Consider the following 17,864-nt stretch of genomic DNA (forward strand, 5'->3'; position numbering starts at 1 on the left):
TGCAGACTGCGTGACAATCACGGGAGCGGGGCGAGCCCTGGGAATAGCCCAGGACTTACCGCTTGAATCTGCTTTCTTATTGGGGGTTCGCCCGGGTGCTGGACAACAGCGACGCCAGGTTCGCAGCCTTCGGCTTGACCAACCAGAAGCGACGCAGGTAATCGTCCAGGTTTTCCACCAGCTCAGCGCCCCACTCACTGCCAGTCTCGGCTACGTATTCTCGCAGGACCTCCTGGAGGTGGCTGCGGTGAGCTTCCATCGCTTCGCCGGTGATTCGCTGCAGGTTCACCAACTCATTATTCACGCGATCGACAAAGCTGTTATCGATATCGAGAACATAGGCGAAACCACCAGTCATCCCGGAGCCGAAGTTGGAGCCAGTCCTGCCCAGAACGCAAACGAAACCACCGGTCATGTACTCGCAGCAATGGTCCCCGGTACCTTCAACCACTGCATGGGCGCCCGAGTTACGGACAGCGAATCGTTCACCGGCCGTACCGGCTGCAAGCAGCTTGCCGCCTGTCGCGCCGTACAAGCAGGTATTGCCGATGATTGCCGAGTGCTGCGATTTGAAACTGCTGATCTTTGGCTGAGTAACGACCAACTTGCCGCCGGTCATGCCTTTGCCGACATAATCATTGGCGTCGCCTTCCAGGTACAGGTGCAGACCGCCGGCGTTCCATACGCCGAAGCTTTGCCCCGCCGTGCCCTTGAAGCGGAAGGTGATAGGCGCGTCCTTCATACCCTGGTTGCCATGCACCCGAGCGATCTCACCGGACACACGCGCACCGATGGATCTATCGCAGTTGCAAATGTCCAGTTCAAAGTCACCGCCGCTCTTGGCCTCGATCGCCGCACGGGACAGCTTGACCATCTCTTCGGCAAGCAGACCCTGATCGAAGGGAGGATTCCTGTCCACCTCGCAGAACTGTGGTTTGTCGGCCGGGATATGATCGCTACCCAGCAGTGGCGTCAGATCGAGGTGGTTCTGCTTGGCGGTCTCGCCCGGCAGCACCTCGAGCAAGTCAGTTCGTCCGATCAATTCCTGCAGGCTGCGCACGCCAAGCCGGGCAAGCCACTCGCGGGTTTCCTCGGCGACGAAGGTGAAGAAATTGACCACCATGTCCACGGTGCCGATGAAATGGTCCTTGCGCAGTTGATCATTCTGCGTCGCAACCCCAGTGGCGCAGTTGTTCAAATGGCAAATACGCAAGTACTTGCAGCCCAGCGCGATCATCGGCGCAGTACCGAAACCAAAGCTCTCGGCACCCAGAATGGCCGCTTTGACCACATCAAGGCCGGTCTTCAAGCCACCATCGGTCTGCACCCGGACCTTGCCCCGCAGGTCGTTTCCGCGCAGGGTCTGGTGAGTTTCGGCAAGGCCAAGCTCCCAGGGCGAGCCAGCGTAACGAATGGAGGTCAGGGGCGATGCGCCCGTTCCGCCGTCATAGCCGGAAATGGTGATCAGGTCGGCATACGCCTTGGCAACGCCGGCTGCAATAGTGCCGACGCCCGGCTCAGCCACCAGCTTGACCGATACCAGCGCCGTGGGGTTGACCTGCTTCAGATCGAAGATCAGCTGCGCCAGATCTTCGATCGAATAGATGTCATGGTGTGGTGGCGGAGAAATCAGGGTCACGCCAGGCACCGCATAACGCAGCTTTGCGATCAGCCCGTTGACCTTGCCACCCGGCAACTGGCCACCCTCGCCTGGCTTGGCGCCCTGCGCAACCTTGATCTGCAAGACTTCGGCGTTGACCAGATACTCAGGCGTGACACCGAAACGACCGGTTGCCACCTGCTTGATCTTCGAGCTGCGCTCGGTGCGGTAGCGAGACGGGTCTTCCCCGCCTTCACCGGAGTTGGAACGCGCACCGATGCGATTCATAGCAGCAGCGATCGCTTCGTGTGCTTCCGGCGACAAGGCGCCCAACGAGATACCTGCCGAGTCGAAACGCGTGAGAATCTGCTCCAGCGGCTCGACATCCTCCAGCGCAAGCGGCTGGTCCGTAACCTTTAGCTTGAGCAGGTCTCTCAGCATGGAGGCCGGACGCTGGTCGACCAGCGCGGTGTATTCCTTGAAGCGATTGTAGTCACCCTGTTGCACCGCAACCTGCAAGGCAGCTACTACGTCAGGGTTGTAAGCGTGATATTCCCCACCGTAGACGAACTTCAACAAGCCGCCCTGTTGGATGGGCTTGCGGTTGCTCCATGCCTCACTGGCGAGCGCTTTCTGTTCGGCTTCCAGGTCGACGAATCGAGCCCCCTTGATACGGCTTGCGACGCCGCGGAAGCTCATATCCACGACCTCGTCCGACAGGCCGACCGCCTCAAACAGCTGGGCGCCCCGATAAGAGGTGATGGTGGAGATGCCCATCTTCGAGATGATCTTCAGCAACCCCTTGGAAATGCCCTTGCGGTAATGCTTGAACACTTCATAAAGATCACCAAGCACCTCCCCTGTACGGATCAGGTCACCAAGCACCTCGAATGCGAGGAACGGATAGACTGCCGTGGCACCGAAACCGATAAGCACCGCGAAATGATGCGGATCCCTGGCGGTGGCGGTCTCGACCAGAATGTTGCAGTCGCTGCGCAAACCGGTCTCGATCAAGCGATGGTGTACCGCACCGACGGCCAGCGCTGCGTGTACAGGCAGTTTCCCCGGGGTGATGGCACGGTCGCTGAGGATAAGCATGACCTTGCCGCCACGCACCGCTTCTTCAGCCTGATCAGCAATGTTGCGCACGGCAGCTTCGAGCCCTATGGACTCCTCGTAGTTGAGGTCAATCAACTGGCGCTCGAAGCCCGGCCGATCGAGCTCCAAGATGGTCCGCCATTTGGCCGGAGAGACCACCGGAGTCGTCAGGATTGCACGATTGGCGTGATCTGCGGTTTCCTCGAAGACATTACGCTCGGCGCCCAGGCAGGTTTCCAGCGACATCACGATCGACTCGCGCAGCGGGTCGATCGGCGGGTTGGTAACCTGCGCGAACTGCTGACGGAAGTAGTCATACGGCGAGCGCACACGACGCGACAGCACCGCCATCGGCGTATCGTCGCCCATGGAACCTACCGCCTCCTGCCCCTGCTCAGCGAGCGGGCGCAGCACCTGGTCACGCTCCTCGAACGTGACCTGGAACATTTTCATGTACTGCTTGAGCTGGTCGGCATCGTAGAACGCCGATCCATGGTCGTTGTCGTCGAGGGTCGACTGGATGCGCAGGGCATTCTGACGCAGCCACTTCTTGTATGGGTGCTGCGACTTCAGGCGATTGTCGATGTCGTCGGTATGCAGAACCTGCCCGGTCTCGGTATCGACCGCCAGAATCTGACCCGGCCCGACCCGGCCCTTGGCGATGACGTCTTCCGGCTTGTAGTCCCATACGCCCACTTCTGACGCCAGAGTGATGTAACCGTTAGTGGTGGTCACCCAGCGCGCTGGACGCAGCCCGTTGCGATCAAGCAGACAGATCGCGTGGCGGCCATCGGTCAATACCACGCCGGCCGGGCCATCCCAGGGCTCCATGTGCATGGAGTTGTATTCATAGAAGGCGCGCAGATCCGGGTCCATGGTCTCGACGTTCTGCCAGGCCGGCGGAATGATCATGCGCAAGCCGCGGAACAAATCCATGCCGCCGGTGACCAACAGCTCCAGCATGTTGTCCATGCTTGAAGAATCGGAGCCGGTGCGGTTTACGAGCGGATCGAGGCTTTCCAGACCTGGCAGCGACTCGTTGGCAAACTTCAAGCGACGCGCCTGGGCCCAGTTACGGTTGCCGGTGATGGTATTGATCTCACCATTGTGGGCAAGAAAGCGGAACGGCTGCGCCAGCGGCCACTGGGGCATGGTGTTGGTGGAGAAACGCTGATGGAAAACGCAGATGGCAGTCGCCAGGCGTTCGTCTCCGAGGTCGGGATAGAACTGCTCAAGGTCCGCCGGCATCATCAGACCTTTGTAGATGATGTCCTTGTCGGAAAAGCTGCAGACGTAGAATTCCTTGTCGCCAGCCAGCGCCACTTCGGCGCGGCGACGAGCAAAGAAGAGCTTGATGCCGAAATCCCGTTCGGAAATATCTTCAGCACAGACGAACACCTGCTCGATGCGGGGCAGGCGCTCCAATGCCAGACGGCCAAGGACGGTGGTGTCGATGGGTACTTCGCGCCAGCCAACCAGCGTCAGCCCCTGGGCAGCAATTTCCTCGTTGAGCGCGCGCCGGGCAGCGTCGGCCCTGGCCGAATCCTGGCTGAGAAAGATCATACCGACTGCATACAAGGCCGGCAGGTCGGTGTTGAAGTGCTGCTTCGCCATGGCCCGCAGGAACACGTCGGGTTTCTGCATGAGCAAACCGCAACCGTCGCCCGTCTTGCCGTCGGCGTTGATGCCGCCACGGTGCGTCATGCAAGTGAGGGACTGAATGGCGGTCTGAAGCAGGTGATGGCTTGCCTCGCCCTGCATATGGGCGATCAGACCGAAGCCGCAGTTATCCTTGAACTCTTCAGGACGAAACAGACCTGCTCTCATAGGCGCTCCAACAGCTAATTCGTTGTAAAACAACCTCTTACCGGATAGACGGAGCAAAGCCCTGTCTTTCACGCGGGCAAAAGGGGGAGCAGTTTACAAAGCAGTGAAGGGCTGCACAATTTATTTCTGCGCGCACCGAAACGGCGCACGCAGCCCATGCAGAGCGTCAGCTACCGAGCACCGGCATTTTCCTGTTGGACGCTGGCTAAGCTACGCACCCATGGCTTGCCTGACTTGAGCGCGGCCGGCAACGAGTTGATTGCCGCCACGGCAGCGCTCCGGCTTGGGTAGCTACCATAGGTGACCACGTAAAGAGGCTTGCCATCGTGCCGCTTGACGAAATAACGGTAGCCGCTGCCGTATTTGTTCACGACCGCTTCGGCGTTGCTCTCGCTTCGCGTACCCAGCACCTGGACCAAATAATTCGTTTTTGGCTGGCTCGCGTACCAACCACCTGCAGACTGGGCAGTAACGGCAGGAGATGCTGCAGGCGCAGCTCGGCGCTCAGGTTCAGGTTCAGCAGCCATAGGTTGAGCAGGCTGCACGGGGGAGCTAAGCGGCTCGGGCGCCGCTGGAATCGAAGCGCGCCCTGTAGGCTGGTCATGCTCAGGCGAGCTTACAGACGCCGGCACCTCCGCCTCGGGGGTTGTGGTCAGCGAAGGCCCCTCGGGCAGGGCTTCACTCTCATTCCCGCCGGCAGCCGCGAGCGGCTCACGCATCAACGGTTGGGCCTGCTGCGATTCATACACAGATACACCAGGCTCCTGTGCGGCAGGTGAGGACGCTGCCGGCAGAGACTCAAGCGGGAGATTCGTAGTTGTCGAGGTCACAGGCTCATCGTTGCCGCCTCGCATTAGAAGCGCTATCACCACAACGCAGAGCACCGCGACCAATGCCAACATATGCTTCATTGGTAGCGGCAGCCCCCTTCCAGTCGATTTCTTCTTCGACCTGGAACTCTGCATGGCCTCGATCAATTCATTCCGAGCGATATGATTGATTGCACCCGGCCACCCCTCAGACTGTTCATGTATGCGGCCCAGCTGGTCTTCGCTGAAACAATCCAGTCCGGCACCTGCCCCCTCGAGGCGCAACGCGAGATACTCACGGGTTTCATCTTCTTCATAGGGTTGCAAAGCAATCACGTGAAAGCGCTCTTCCCCTTCAACCAGCGCTTCCAGACGAGGAACCAGCCCATTCTCGCCAAACAGAAACACATGGGGTCGCCCCTCGGGGCTACCTTCAGCCAGACGCAACAGGGTTTCAATTGCCGCACCAGTCAGCCGCTCCGCATCGTCAACCAGAAGGTAAACCTCCTGCCCGGTAAGCCCCAACTGGATGATCTGCCCCATGACCGAATCGAAATCGGTACGCTGCACGCCCAAGGCCTGGGCAATTTGCTGCAGCAGACCAGCAGAATCAAGCGTGTCCTGCGGCGTGATAACAACGCTCTGTACGGACTGCTTGTTGCTGCTTGCCACGAGCGCCTGACGAAGGAGGGTTTTCCCGCTGCCTCCGGGCCCCGTCACGACCAATAACAGCTGGCTATAGCGAGCGAGATGATGCAGTTGCCCCAACACCGGTTTGCGCTGAGCGGGAAAGAATTTGAATCCGGGTACGCGCGCAGCAAAGGGATCATGACTGAATCCATAGTGATCCAGAAACGAGTCGTCGGCAGACAAAGTGGTCATGAAAATCTCTTAGATATTCGACTGTTGCATCAATGCGTCGTAATCGACGCTCAACGTGGCATCCAGCGCCTCTCGAGGGAAGTCGCCGGTGACCAGCGCATCACCCAAGCCGCGCAACAGAATCAAGCGCATCTGACCATTGAGGACTTTCTTGTCGACCGCCATGTGGCGCAAAAAGTCATCACGGCTCATTTGGGCAGGCGGAGCCACAGGCAAGCCAGCCCTCGCAAGCAAACTGACAGCACGATCACGCTGTGTAACGGTAATCCAGCCAAGCTGACGAGACATTTCAAGCGCCATGACCATACCTGCCGCAACGGCCTCGCCGTGAAGCCATGCGCCGTACCCTTGATGCGTTTCGATCGCGTGACCAAAGGTATGCCCCAGATTGAGTATTGCGCGGATACCCCCCTCTCGCTCATCTGCTGCAACCACCCTGGCCTTGGCGGCACAAGAACGATGGATGGCCTCGGTAAGGGCCTGCTGATCGAGCGCACGAAGGCTGTCGACATGCTCTTCGAGCCACCCGAGAAATGCCTCGTCACAGATCAAGCCGTACTTGATGACCTCGGCCAGCCCGGCGGAGAGTTCACGTGCCGGCAGCGTCTGGAGCGTGACAGTGTCGATCAGTACCGCCTGGGGCTGGTAGAAAGCACCGATCATGTTTTTGCCGAGGGGATGATTGATGCCCGTCTTGCCGCCAACCGAAGAGTCCACCTGAGAGAGCAGCGTGGTAGGGATCTGAATGAAACTGACGCCTCGTTGGTAGCTGGCCGCAGCAAAGCCCGCCATATCCCCGACTACCCCACCGCCCAGGGCGACCACAGTAGTGTTGCGATCATGCCTGGCGTTCAGTAGCCCATCGAAGATCAACTGAAGGGTTTGCCAGTTCTTGTGTGCCTCGCCGTCCGGCAGAATAATCGGAGTGACGTTGTAATCTGCCAGGCTCCGGCAGAGACGCTCTAGATAAAGGGGAGCGACAGTCTCGTTTGTGACAACCGCCACTTGGTTGCCGCGAATGTGTGGGGATAACAGCTCGCCGCGCTCGATGAGCCGCTCGCCAATATGAATCGGATAGCTACGCTCGCCGAGATCGACATTCAGAGTCTGCATGGGGCCCCCACTTAATAAAGGGGGCTAGGATAACGCAGTTCGGTCATGGCTTTCACGAGCCGCGAGCAGCTTGAGCTGATCGAGAATCTCAACCACTACGAGCCGCGGCGGGCGCTCGTCAGTTTCGATAACCAGGTCGGCGATCTCCCGATATAACGGATCCCTTACAGCCATTAAACCCAGCAGAACCTCTCGGGGATTCGTTGTCTGGAGCAACGGTCGATTGCGATCACGAGCGGTGCGATCGAGCTGCTGCTCGACCGATGTATGCAGATAAACAACACGCCCACCAGCCCGAAGGGCACGACGGTTCTCTGGCCGCAATACAGCTCCGCCACCAGTTGCCAGCACTACGCCCTGCATCTTGCAGAGATCGGCGATCGTAGCCTGCTCACGCTCTCGAAAGCCCTGCTCGCCTTCCACATCGAAGATCAACGGAATGCTGGCCCCCGTGCGCTGCTCGATTTCCTTGTCGGAATCACGAAACGGCAGCCGAAGCTCCTTGGCAAGTAGCCGCCCAATGGTGCTCTTGCCAGCTCCCATCGGGCCTACGAGGATGATGTTTTCCACCAGTTAACGATTCACTGCAATGGCCTGATGGTTCAGGATACGCGGTGTCAGGAAAATCAGCAGCTCAGATTTAGAGTCCGCTACAACATCGCGACGGAACATCCGCCCGAGATAAGGAAGATCGCCTAAAAACGGGACTTTTTCGGCTGACTGGGTTTGCGTGTTGGAGAACACACCACCAATAACTACTGTCTCGCCGTCGGCGACCAAAACCTTGGCATTAACCTCGTTTTTATTGATCGGAGGCACGCCGTTTATTGCACGACTAAAGTCTGCTGCATCCTTAGTCACCTTAACCTCGAGGATCACCCGGTTATCTGGCGTAATCAGAGGGGTTACTTCCAGCGAAAGGGCGGCCTCCTTGAATGACGTAGAGGTCGCACCACTGGAACTGGCTTCCTGATAAGGGATTTCCGAGCCGCGGAGGATTTTTGCGGTCTCCTTGTCAGCAGTCATCACCTTCGGCTGCGATACGATTTCCCCGTTCCCGGTCTTTTCCATTGCAGAAAGCTGCAAGTCCAGGATCAAGTTATTGGTGATGAAACCAATGCCGAGACCAGCGGTACTATTTGCGACACCTAAATCGACGAAGGGCACCGGTGCAACGCCTTCGCTGGCCGTAAAGTTTCCGATAGTGTCGGTTCCTGGTAAGTAAGCGCGCCCAGTATCCGTGTCAAAGGTAGTAGCACCGTCCTTACCGTAGACCGCTGCGTTACCGGACGTGAAGCTCCCCCCCCACCGGACGCCTAACGCCTTGTCGTAGTCGACATTGGCTTCGACGATCCTGGCCTCGATCATCACTTGACGCACCGGAATATCCAGCTGAGTCACGATTCGACGCAGCTCGTCCAATCGTTCCTGCGTTTGATAGGCAATGATATTGTTAGTGCGGTCATCGACAGCTATAGAGCCACGGTCGTCAGCCTGCCCCGAGCTGCTAGTAACCGTCTGAAACAGCTTCGCGATATCCGAAGCCTTGGCGTAGTTCACCTGAACCACCTCGCGACGGAGCGGTGCGAGCTCTGCGATTTGCCGCTTGGATTCCAGTTCTTGCCGCTCACGTGCTGCAATTTCATCTGCCGGCGCGACAAGCAGAACATTTCCGACCTGACGTTTATCGAGCCCCTTGGTCTTCAGCACCAGATCAAGCGCTTGATCCCACGGGACGTTCTGCAACCGCAACGTGATGTTTCCTTGAACGGTATCACTGGCGACAAGGTTGAGATCAGTGAAATCTGCAATCAACTGCAACACCGAGCGAACATCGATGTCCTGGAAATTTAACGACAGCTTTTCTCCCGAGTAAGCGAAGCGCTCTGCTTTGCGCTTCTCAACATCAGCCTCACTCAGCGGCTTGATGCTAATGGTCAGCTTGTCATCAGTCTGATAAGCCAAGTAGTCATAGCGACCGGTCGGCTCGATAAAGATGCTCGCACCGTCAGACTTGCTAGTAGCGTCGACAAACTTGACCGGGGTTGCGAAGTCCTGAACATCCAGACGAACTCTCAATGACTCGGGCAGTTGAGTCTTGGCAAAAGAAACCCGAATCTTGCCACCCTGCTCTTCGATACTCGGACTGACGGATGGGTCCGACAGGCTTATGACGACGTTGCCAGCGCCGTCCTCTCCGCGCCGAAAGTCGATATTCTCGATACTGCTTGCTCGCGCCTGCTGCTGTTGCTGTTGCGGTGCCGGCACAACTGGAGCGACCGGCGCGGTAGCCGTGGCCGCCAACCCGGGAGTGCTTTCGCCAAGCACGACGAAAAGATTGTTGCCATCTACTCGCGTGGAGTAAGGGACGAGGGCCGTGAGATTCACGATGAGTCTTGTGCGCCCTTGAGCTTCGACGACCGTCACGCTGCGGGCATTTCCCATCCCCAGCTCGCGGTTCTTGGTGCCCAGCTTGCTGGATACGCCAGGCAGGTCGAGCGCGATGCGCGCGGGCTGGTCCAAGGTATATCCGCGAGGCGCCGCTACCGGCTCGTCGAAAGCGAGCTTCAGTTCGACGCGGTCACCAGGCAGGGAAGCAACGTCCATGTTATTCAGATTGGCAGCCAATAGCGCCGGCGAGATAAGGACTGCCAAAAGCGACAAGCCAAGACGTGAGAGGGTGGTATTCATAAAAGGCTTCCGTTGTGCGGACCGGTATCGGTTTTCCATGTTTCGCTCCGAACTCAGGAGCGTTCTTTCAAGGTCAGGCTACGCGGGCGCTCTAGCCAGCCACCATCTCCGTCAGGGACAATTTCCACGACGTCGACTTCCGCCTCGTTGATTTCGACGACACGACCGTGGTTACGCCCCAGGTAATCACCAACTTTTACTCGATGAACGCCGTCACCGCCTTTGATAAGCGCATAGTTACCGACTCCATTAGCCAGCGTACCGACCATGACGAAATTCTCGATATTGAACTGTTCGAGAAATTGCTTGATTCGCGTATCGTCCGGCTTGATGTCCTTCGTGCCCTTTTGACGCTGAGCCAGATCAAGCTTCATTGGCGGCTGGAACGGGTGCCGCAGCGATGCGGCGCTGTAGGTGAACGCCTCGTACGGCAAGAATGCTGGAAGCGGCTCGATCGAGCCCTTTGGCTTGGCACGCACTTCGTCCATGTAGGCGCGCAAATCAGCAAAATCTCCGCCGTCACTGCAAGCACTTAGCGCGACGAGACCCAAGCCAATCGCGAATAATCGGGCCCCCATCATTTTTGTAGCCCCTTGTCGTTATAACGGTAAGTCTTGGCCAGAATGCTCATTTTTAGTTTGGAGGACGAGTCCTTGCTCTCCGGCTTGATCTCGAAATCATGCAACGTGACGATTCGGGGCAAGCTCGAGACGCCGCTTACAAACGTGGCCAGGTCGTGATAGCTACCGATGACTTTGATCTGGATTGGCAGCTCGATGTAGAATTGCTGCGCAACTTCCGGTTGAAGCTTGATCTCCTCGAACTCCAATCCGCTGCCGAGCCCGGTACGAGTTATATCCTCAAGCAACCCAGGCACCTCGGTGTCGCTGGGTAGCTGGCGTAGCAAGGCGCCGAACGACGCCTCCATCTCGGTCATCTGAGATTTGTAGGCTTCGAGGTTTGCAGCCTGGAAAGCCTTGGAGGAGAACGATTGCTTGAGCGACTCCTCCTGAGCTTTCTGCTGCTCCAGATTGAGCTGCAGATCACTCAGATGCAGGTAATAACCTCCAGCCAAGACCAGGATGACCAGCAACGCGGCGGTGATGACCTTGACTGGCGCAGGCCAGGAGCCAAGGTTGTTGAGATCGAGATCCGACAGATCAACGCTACGAAGGCTTTCAATTGACGAGGCAAAACTCATTGCTTCGCCTCCTCAACAGCCACCGCTGGTTGCGTCTGCTGTACCGTAAGCTGAAATACGTTTTCCTGGTCGACAGCACCTGCGGTCACAGCTTTGACTTCATTGAGATTCGGGGCTTCGAGCCAGTCGGAACCATCCAGGTTGCGCATAAGGTTGGAGACCCGATTGTTTGATTCGGCGGCTCCGACAATCGCGATATTTTTGCCAGTCATCTTCAAGTCCGTGAAATACACACCATCGGGCAATGTACGAACCAGCTGGTCGAATACGCGCCCAATAATCGGGCGGTTGCCCTGCAGGTCCTGAATGATCTTCATGCGCTCGAGCAATTGCTGCCGACGTTCTCTCAATTCCTTGATCTCGCTGATCCGCGCATCAAGCACAGCGATTTCCTTACTGATGAACTGATTTCGAGCGTTTTGCTGCTCAATTGCATTTGCCAGATATTGATCGGCGAGAAACAACAGGCCCACCGCGAGCACCGCAGCCCCCGCAAGCGATACCAGAAAGCGCTGCTTGCGCTCTTCCCGAAGCTGCTCACGCCAAGGAAGAAGGTTGATCTTGGCCATCAGTCGAAACTCCTCAACGCCAACCCGCATGCGATCATCAGCGAAGGCGCGTCACTTGCAAGGGCACCCGCATTGACCTTGCTGCTCAAGGCCATATCGGCAAATGGGTTGGCGACTAAAGTCTGAGTTCCGATTTTCTGCTGGATGAGCCGATCCAGATCAGGCAGCGAAGCGGTGCCGCCCGCGAGAAGAATGTAATCAACGTCGTGGAACTGCCCAGCCGCAAAGAAAAACTGCAACGAGCGCGAGACTTGCTGAACGACAGCCTCCTTGAACGGCTGAAGCACTTCACTTTCATAGTCGTCAGGGAGGCCGCCCTGCTTCTTGGCCAACCCAGCTTCCTCCATGGACAACCCGTAACGGCGCTGAATTTCCTCAGTCAGCTGGCGCCCGCCAAACAGCTGTTCGCGCGTATAGATGGTGCGTCCGTTATGGAGCACGCTCAGGGTGGTCATGGTGGCGCCGATGTCGATCAGCGCAACGGTGAGTTCCTCATGGCCCGCACCCAGCTGCGGCGCCAGCAACCCATACGACCGTTCCAATGCATAGGCTTCAACGTCCACAACCTTGGTGGTCAGCCCTGCCAGAGCAAGCGCAGCCTCGCGGATCTCGACATTCTCTTTGCGGCACGCGGCCAGCAAGACATCCACACGCCCTGGCGAACGGGCCGATGGACCCTGGACTTCAAAATCAATCGCCACCTCCTCTAGGGGGTAGGGAATGTACTGATCTGCCTCGATCTTCAGCTGGTTTTCCAACTCATCGTCGTTGAGCCCAGCCTCCATTTCGATACTCTTGGTAATCACTGCCGATCCGGAAACTGCCACCGCCGCCGACTTTACGCCCGTCCTGGCCTTGGCCAGCAGGCGAGTCAAGGCCTGCCCGACGCCCTCAAGCTCAGCGATGTTCTTTTCCACCACTGCGTTGGGTGGAAGTGGCTCAACGGCATAGGACTCTACCCGATAGCGGGAGCCCGAGCGGCTTAATTCGAGCAGCTTGACGGAAGTCGAACTGATATCGATCCCAAGCAGCGTATTTGCTTTCTTCGTGAAGAGCCCTAGCACGGCCGATTCCCTATCTTTATCCGCTACTTACGGATTAATTATGTATGCCCGCATTAGATAACAGCCTTGACAGAACCGTAAATGGCTCTTCAGCAAAAAATCCGCTTATAATGTGAACGGTTTTTCCTTTCAGCATCGTCTGCGGCTTACCCTTCAGCTCCCACCCTGGATCCAATGAACCCCGATGCGTTTCCTGAAGTTTTTCCTATGGTCGTGCCTGACTATTTTCTGTGGACTTGTGCTTAGTCTCAGCGGCGCCTTTCTTTATCTCAGCCCGAATCTGCCATCGGTTGACTCACTCCGCAGCGTTCAGCTCCAGATACCGCTGCGCGTCTACAGCAGCGACGAAAAGCTGATTGCAGAGTATGGCGAAATGCGTCGCTCCCCTGTCCGCTTCGATCAAATCCCGAAAGATTTCATCGCCGCGCTGCTGGCCGCCGAGGATGACAATTTCGCGAATCATTATGGCGTCGAAGTGGCCAGCCTGATGCGCGCTGCCACGCAATTATTGAAGACTGGGCAGATTCAGACAGGCGGCAGCACCATCACCATGCAGGTCGCCAAGAACTTTTTCCTGTCCAGCGAGCGCAGCTTCTCACGCAAGATCAACGAGATTCTGCTGGCGTTACAGATCGAACGGGAATTAAGCAAGGACGAGATTCTCGAGCTCTACGTCAACAAGATCTATCTGGGTAATCGTGCTTATGGTATCGAAGCGGCAGCTCAGGTTTATTACGGCAAGCCCATGAGCGAGCTGAGCCTCGCGCAGATGGCAATGATTGCTGGATTGCCCAAGGCACCATCGGCATTCAATCCGCTGGCCAACCCGGCACGCAGCAAGGAGCGGCGCGACTGGATTCTAGGCCGCATGCACCGGCTTGGTTCGATCGACGATGCCAGGTACCAGGCAGCATTGGCCGAGCCTGTGGATGCAACCTACCACGGTGCATCGCCCGAGTTGGTGGCACCTTACATAGCGGAAATGGCTCGTGCGGAAATGGTCGGGCGTTTCGGTAGTGCTGCGTACACCGATGGCTATCGCGTTTACACCACGCCAAACAGTGAACGGCAGAGTGCCGCGAATCAGGCCTTGGACCAGGGCTTGATCGAATATGATCAACGCCATGGCTACAGAGGGCCCGAGGCCACACTCAAAGGAAACGATCGCAACGCCTGGATCAAGGAGCTGAACGCCTTTCGCAGCCAGTCCGGCCTGGTCCCCGCCGTTGTCACCGGGGTTTCTGCTGATGGTCTGACCGTGGCTCTGCGTGACGGATCCCAACGAAGCGTGCCCTGGGACAGCATGAAATGGGCCCGCCCATATATCAGCACCAACAGTCTCGGACCTCGTCCCAATAGCCCCGAAGACGTTGCCAAGGTCGGCGATGTCGTTCGGGTCCGCCTGGTGGATAACACGGCAGTGTTCAGCCAGATTCCACAGGCGCAGGCGGCATTGGTGTCACTCGACCCAACTGACGGCTCGATCGAGGCACTTGTGGGCGGCTTTTCGTTCGACCAAAGCAACTATAACCGCGCCATCCAGGCGAAGCGGCAGCCGGGCTCGAGCTTCAAGCCTTTCGTCTACAGCGCTGCACTGGATGCCGGCTTCACCGCTGCCACGCTGGTCAATGACTCACCCATCGTTTTCGAAGACAGTCTCGACAGGGTCTGGCGTCCCAAGAACGACAACAACACCTTTCTTGGACCTATCCGCTTACGTGAGGCGCTATATAAGTCGCGCAACCTGGTCTCTATCCGCCTGCTGCAGACACTGGGGATTCCGTACACGATCGATTACGTAAAACGCTTCGGCTTCAAACCGGAAGACCTGCCGGCAAACCTTTCTCTGGCGCTTGGTACTGCGACCCTAACACCGATGGAAATTGCCACGGGCTGGACAGCCTTTGCCAATGGCGGCTACAAGATTGAGCCCTATCTGATCGAGCGAATCGATGATCGTGACGGCAAGCCGGTCTTCCAGGCCAACCCGGCACGGGTACCCGGAGGCGAGCCCCCCCCACTGGGGGACGAAATGAAGCAGGCGGCCGTCACCGCGTTTGCGCAGCACGATACGCGCTTGGTAGGTGAGCGTGAGGCCACGGTCCAGCCGCCTGTATATGCAGAGCAGATCATCGACGAGCGCACGGCATACATCATGACGAGCATGCTGCAGGATGTGATTAAGCGAGGCACAGGCCGCCGCGCCCTGTCCATGGGCCGCGGGGATCTCGCCGGAAAGACGGGTACGACCAACGAATCGAAGGACAGCTGGTTCTCAGGGTACAACGCCGATCATGTCACTACCGTCTGGGCCGGTTTCGACCAGCCACAGAGCCTTGGCCGGACGGAATATGGCGGCACCGTCGCGCTTCCTATCTGGATGAAATACATGAGCGCCGTCTTGGAAGGCCAACCCGAGCATCCTCCAGCCGAACCGGACGGAATTCTGACCTTGCGCATCGATCCAGCGAGCGGGCGGGCGGCAGCACCAGGAACACCGGAGGCTTATTTCGAGGTGTTCCGAAGCGAGGACTTGCCACCGGGCACCGATGAGTTCGAGCCCGGCGCACCCGTGCCCGGCAGCCCACTGCCTTCATCGGAAGCGGCGCCAATCGACCTTTTTTGACGTCGCCCTAAAAATAAAAAAACCCCGCAATGCGGGGTTTTTTATCGCCAGCCGATCAGCCGTTAAACACGTCGGCAACCGACTTCAGCGGATAGTTGGCTGGATAGGGCAGCGTGGCCACGCCACTTTCGATGGCAGCCTTGGCGACCGCATCCGATACCAAGGTGATCAAGCGGGCATCCATCGGCTTGGGAATGATGTACTCACGTCCAAACTCCAGATGATCAACACCATAAGCGGCTGCAACTTCGGCCGGCACGGGCAGCTTGGCCAGGTCACGCAAGGCCAATGCTGCAGCGATCTTCATCTCTTCGTTGATACGCGACGCGCGCACATCTAATGCACCACGGAAGATAAAGGGGAAGCCCAGCACATTGTTAACCTGGTTCGGATAGTCGGAACGGCCTGTCGCCATGATGACGTCCGAACGCGTGGCATGCGCGAGGTCGGGACTGATTTCCGGATCCGGGTTGGAGCAGGCGAACACCACCGGGTTGGCAGCCATACGCTTAAGTCCTTCGGGGCTCAACAGATTGGCTCCGGACAGCCCGACAAATACGTCGGCACCGTCCAGCGCGTCGTCGAGTGTCCGCTTGTCGGTTTCGTGAGCAAAAATCGCCTTGTATTGGTTCAGATCGTCGCGACCGGCGTGGATGACGCCCTTGCGGTCGATCATGAATATGTTTTCGATCTTCGCACCCATGCTGACCAGCAGCTTCATGCAAGAAGTCGCAGCAGCGCCGGCCCCCAGGCAGACGATCCTGGCTTCCTCAAGCGTCTTGCCTGCAATTTCCAGAGCGTTCAGCATGCCCGCTGCGGTCACGATGGCAGTGCCATGCTGATCGTCGTGAAACACCGGAATATCGCACTGTTCGATCAGGGCGCGTTCGATTTCGAAGCATTCAGGCGCCTTGATATCTTCGAGGTTGATCCCCCCGAAAGTGATGGAAATGCGCTTGACGGTATCGATGAAGGCTTGCGGGCTCTCAGCGTCCACTTCGATATCGAACACATCGACGCCGGCGAAACGCTTGAACAGTACGCCCTTTCCTTCCATTACCGGCTTTGAGGCCAGCGGCCCCAGATTGCCCAAACCGAGGATCGCGGTGCCGTCGGATATCACAGCCACCAGATTGCCCTTGCCGGTATAGCGGTAAGCCAGCTCAGGGTCACGAGCGATTTCCCTCACCGGTTCCGCTACACCCGGGCTGTAGGCGAGCGATAGATCGCGAGCGGTGGAGGTAGGCTTGGTCAGCTCGACGCTCAGCTTGCCCGGACGGGGCTTGGCATGGTAATCGAGAGCGGCAGTTTTAAGGTCAGTCATGGGCATTCCGCTTATTTTACTGGGACAGACAGGCGGTCGAGGATACGCCAACTTCCCGCACCGTCACAAGCCAAGCAGAAACCTGACTGTCAAGGTCCAGACCATAAGACTTTCAGCTGACAAGGCCCAACCGGGCGTGGCAAAACTGCCGAACTCAGGACAGATCCGTTGGCAGACCGTTGAAAGACGCAGACGAGGCGCAGCGACAAACAGGAGCAACAGCTGAATGCTTTTTTCAGCTGCCTGTTATTCGAGCCGCTGAAGCATCGAGGAATGAGTGACCTTGAGCATCCAACGGGCCTGCCGCTTTTCGTCAACGCGCCCCCGCCTGTCGATCACCCAGCCCCTGACCTCGATCTCACGCCCCATCAGCTTTTCGAGAGCCGCGCTTCCGAAAGCGGCAGAACTCCTGTGCGGGACCTGTATGACCAGCGAGCCCGGCAACTCCAGCCAGATGCCGCCACGGTTCCGTTCCAGCCGCTGCACCCTGGCCCGCACCAAGGCGAAACCGGCCCGACGGATTTCCGTGGACGAAATGGCGGGTGACCGGAACCATAGGCCCTTACCGGCATGTCGCGCCTGCTGCTCGGCTGCTCGATGACATTCCGCCAAACGGGTATTGGGAGAAATGGCCAGGAAGTAGCCGAGCCCCTCGGCAAGCAGATCGGCTTCTAGATTCTCGCCGCCGGCATCATAAGCATGCGCAAGGAGGCGACCATAGTGATCCTGGGCCTGCCGCCCCAGCCTCAAGCCCACTTTGCCGCCATTAGCGTCCACCATGGCCTTGAGGCGGTCGCGCGCCATGACGGAGAAGGGCTCGTCGCGATGGCCTTTGCGGCCAAGCTCAGGCGCATTTATGCCAATTAGACGCACGCTGCGCCCGTCAGCCAGGCGCAATGTATCGCCATCCAGCACCCTTGCGACATCAGCCTGAGCAAGCTGGCCGTCAGCTCGGCAGAGCGCCGCAGCCGGCAAGCACAAGATTGCGGATATAAAAAAGGCGCCCACCAGGGACGCCCTTTTCATTTGCGTGGAAAACCTCATGGGTTCCCTTCGCGAT

General features: G+C 58.0%; 12 protein-coding genes. 1 reads left to right on the plus strand and 11 read right to left on the minus strand.

What is annotated here, in order from left to right:
- Positions 1-76: 76 nt before the first annotated feature.
- The 9 genes from gltB to AC4LFW_RS15710 all read right to left on the minus strand — a co-directional run bounded on the left by gltB (position 77) and on the right by AC4LFW_RS15710 (position 12,854).
- Positions 77-4,525, minus strand: coding sequence for a glutamate synthase large subunit (gene gltB, locus AC4LFW_RS15670; RefSeq protein WP_491820037.1), 4,449 nt, complete (start codon positions 4,523-4,525; stop codon positions 77-79).
- A 170-nt stretch (positions 4,526-4,695) separates the two neighbouring features.
- Positions 4,696-6,216 carry an SPOR domain-containing protein gene (locus AC4LFW_RS15675; protein WP_491820039.1) on the minus strand — a complete coding sequence of 507 codons (1,521 nt, stop codon included), beginning with the start codon at positions 6,214-6,216 and terminating at the stop codon, positions 4,696-4,698.
- 9 nt (positions 6,217-6,225) lie between these two features.
- Positions 6,226-7,329 carry a 3-dehydroquinate synthase gene (gene aroB, locus AC4LFW_RS15680; RefSeq protein ID WP_491820041.1) on the minus strand — a complete coding sequence of 368 codons (1,104 nt, stop codon included), beginning with the start codon at positions 7,327-7,329 and terminating at the stop codon, positions 6,226-6,228.
- Positions 7,330-7,353: 24 nt separating this feature from the next.
- Complete coding sequence (aroK, locus tag AC4LFW_RS15685) at positions 7,354-7,899, minus strand: shikimate kinase AroK (protein ID WP_491820043.1); 546 nt, start codon at positions 7,897-7,899, stop codon at positions 7,354-7,356.
- A gap of 3 nt (positions 7,900-7,902) precedes the next feature.
- On the minus strand, positions 7,903-10,020 hold the full coding sequence (locus AC4LFW_RS15690; RefSeq protein WP_491820045.1) for a type IV pilus secretin PilQ: 2,118 nt from the start codon (positions 10,018-10,020) through the stop codon (positions 7,903-7,905).
- A 53-nt stretch (positions 10,021-10,073) separates the two neighbouring features.
- Positions 10,074-10,601 carry a type 4a pilus biogenesis lipoprotein PilP gene (gene pilP, locus AC4LFW_RS15695; protein ID WP_491820047.1) on the minus strand — a complete coding sequence of 176 codons (528 nt, stop codon included), beginning with the start codon at positions 10,599-10,601 and terminating at the stop codon, positions 10,074-10,076.
- Positions 10,598-11,221: a type 4a pilus biogenesis protein PilO gene (pilO, locus tag AC4LFW_RS15700; protein WP_491820049.1), complete on the minus strand. Its 624-nt coding sequence runs from the start codon at positions 11,219-11,221 to the stop codon at positions 10,598-10,600. Before pilO ends, pilP begins: the two co-directional genes overlap by 4 nt.
- Complete coding sequence (locus AC4LFW_RS15705) at positions 11,218-11,790, minus strand: PilN domain-containing protein (RefSeq protein ID WP_491820051.1); 573 nt, start codon at positions 11,788-11,790, stop codon at positions 11,218-11,220. The genes pilO and AC4LFW_RS15705 overlap by 4 nt, the downstream gene beginning before the upstream one ends.
- Positions 11,790-12,854 (minus strand): pilus assembly protein PilM, encoded by a 1,065-nt coding sequence (locus AC4LFW_RS15710; RefSeq protein ID WP_491820053.1) that lies wholly within the window; start codon positions 12,852-12,854, stop codon positions 11,790-11,792. Before AC4LFW_RS15710 ends, AC4LFW_RS15705 begins: the two co-directional genes overlap by 1 nt.
- A gap of 184 nt (positions 12,855-13,038) precedes the next feature.
- Between AC4LFW_RS15710 and AC4LFW_RS15715 the strand changes: the two genes are divergently transcribed.
- Positions 13,039-15,480, plus strand: a complete 2,442-nt coding sequence (locus tag AC4LFW_RS15715) for a penicillin-binding protein 1A (RefSeq protein ID WP_491820054.1) — start codon at positions 13,039-13,041, stop codon at positions 15,478-15,480.
- Positions 15,481-15,535: 55 nt separating this feature from the next.
- Here the strand turns inward: AC4LFW_RS15715 and AC4LFW_RS15720 are convergent, their stop codons facing one another.
- On the minus strand, positions 15,536-16,804 hold the full coding sequence (locus tag AC4LFW_RS15720; protein WP_491820055.1) for a malic enzyme-like NAD(P)-binding protein: 1,269 nt from the start codon (positions 16,802-16,804) through the stop codon (positions 15,536-15,538).
- Between the two features lie 246 nt (positions 16,805-17,050).
- Positions 17,051-17,830, minus strand: coding sequence for a thermonuclease family protein (locus AC4LFW_RS15725; protein ID WP_491820056.1), 780 nt, complete (start codon positions 17,828-17,830; stop codon positions 17,051-17,053).
- Positions 17,831-17,864 lie beyond the last annotated feature (34 nt).

The sequence above is a fragment of the Stutzerimonas sp. C6.4V genome, assembly GCF_058536345.1.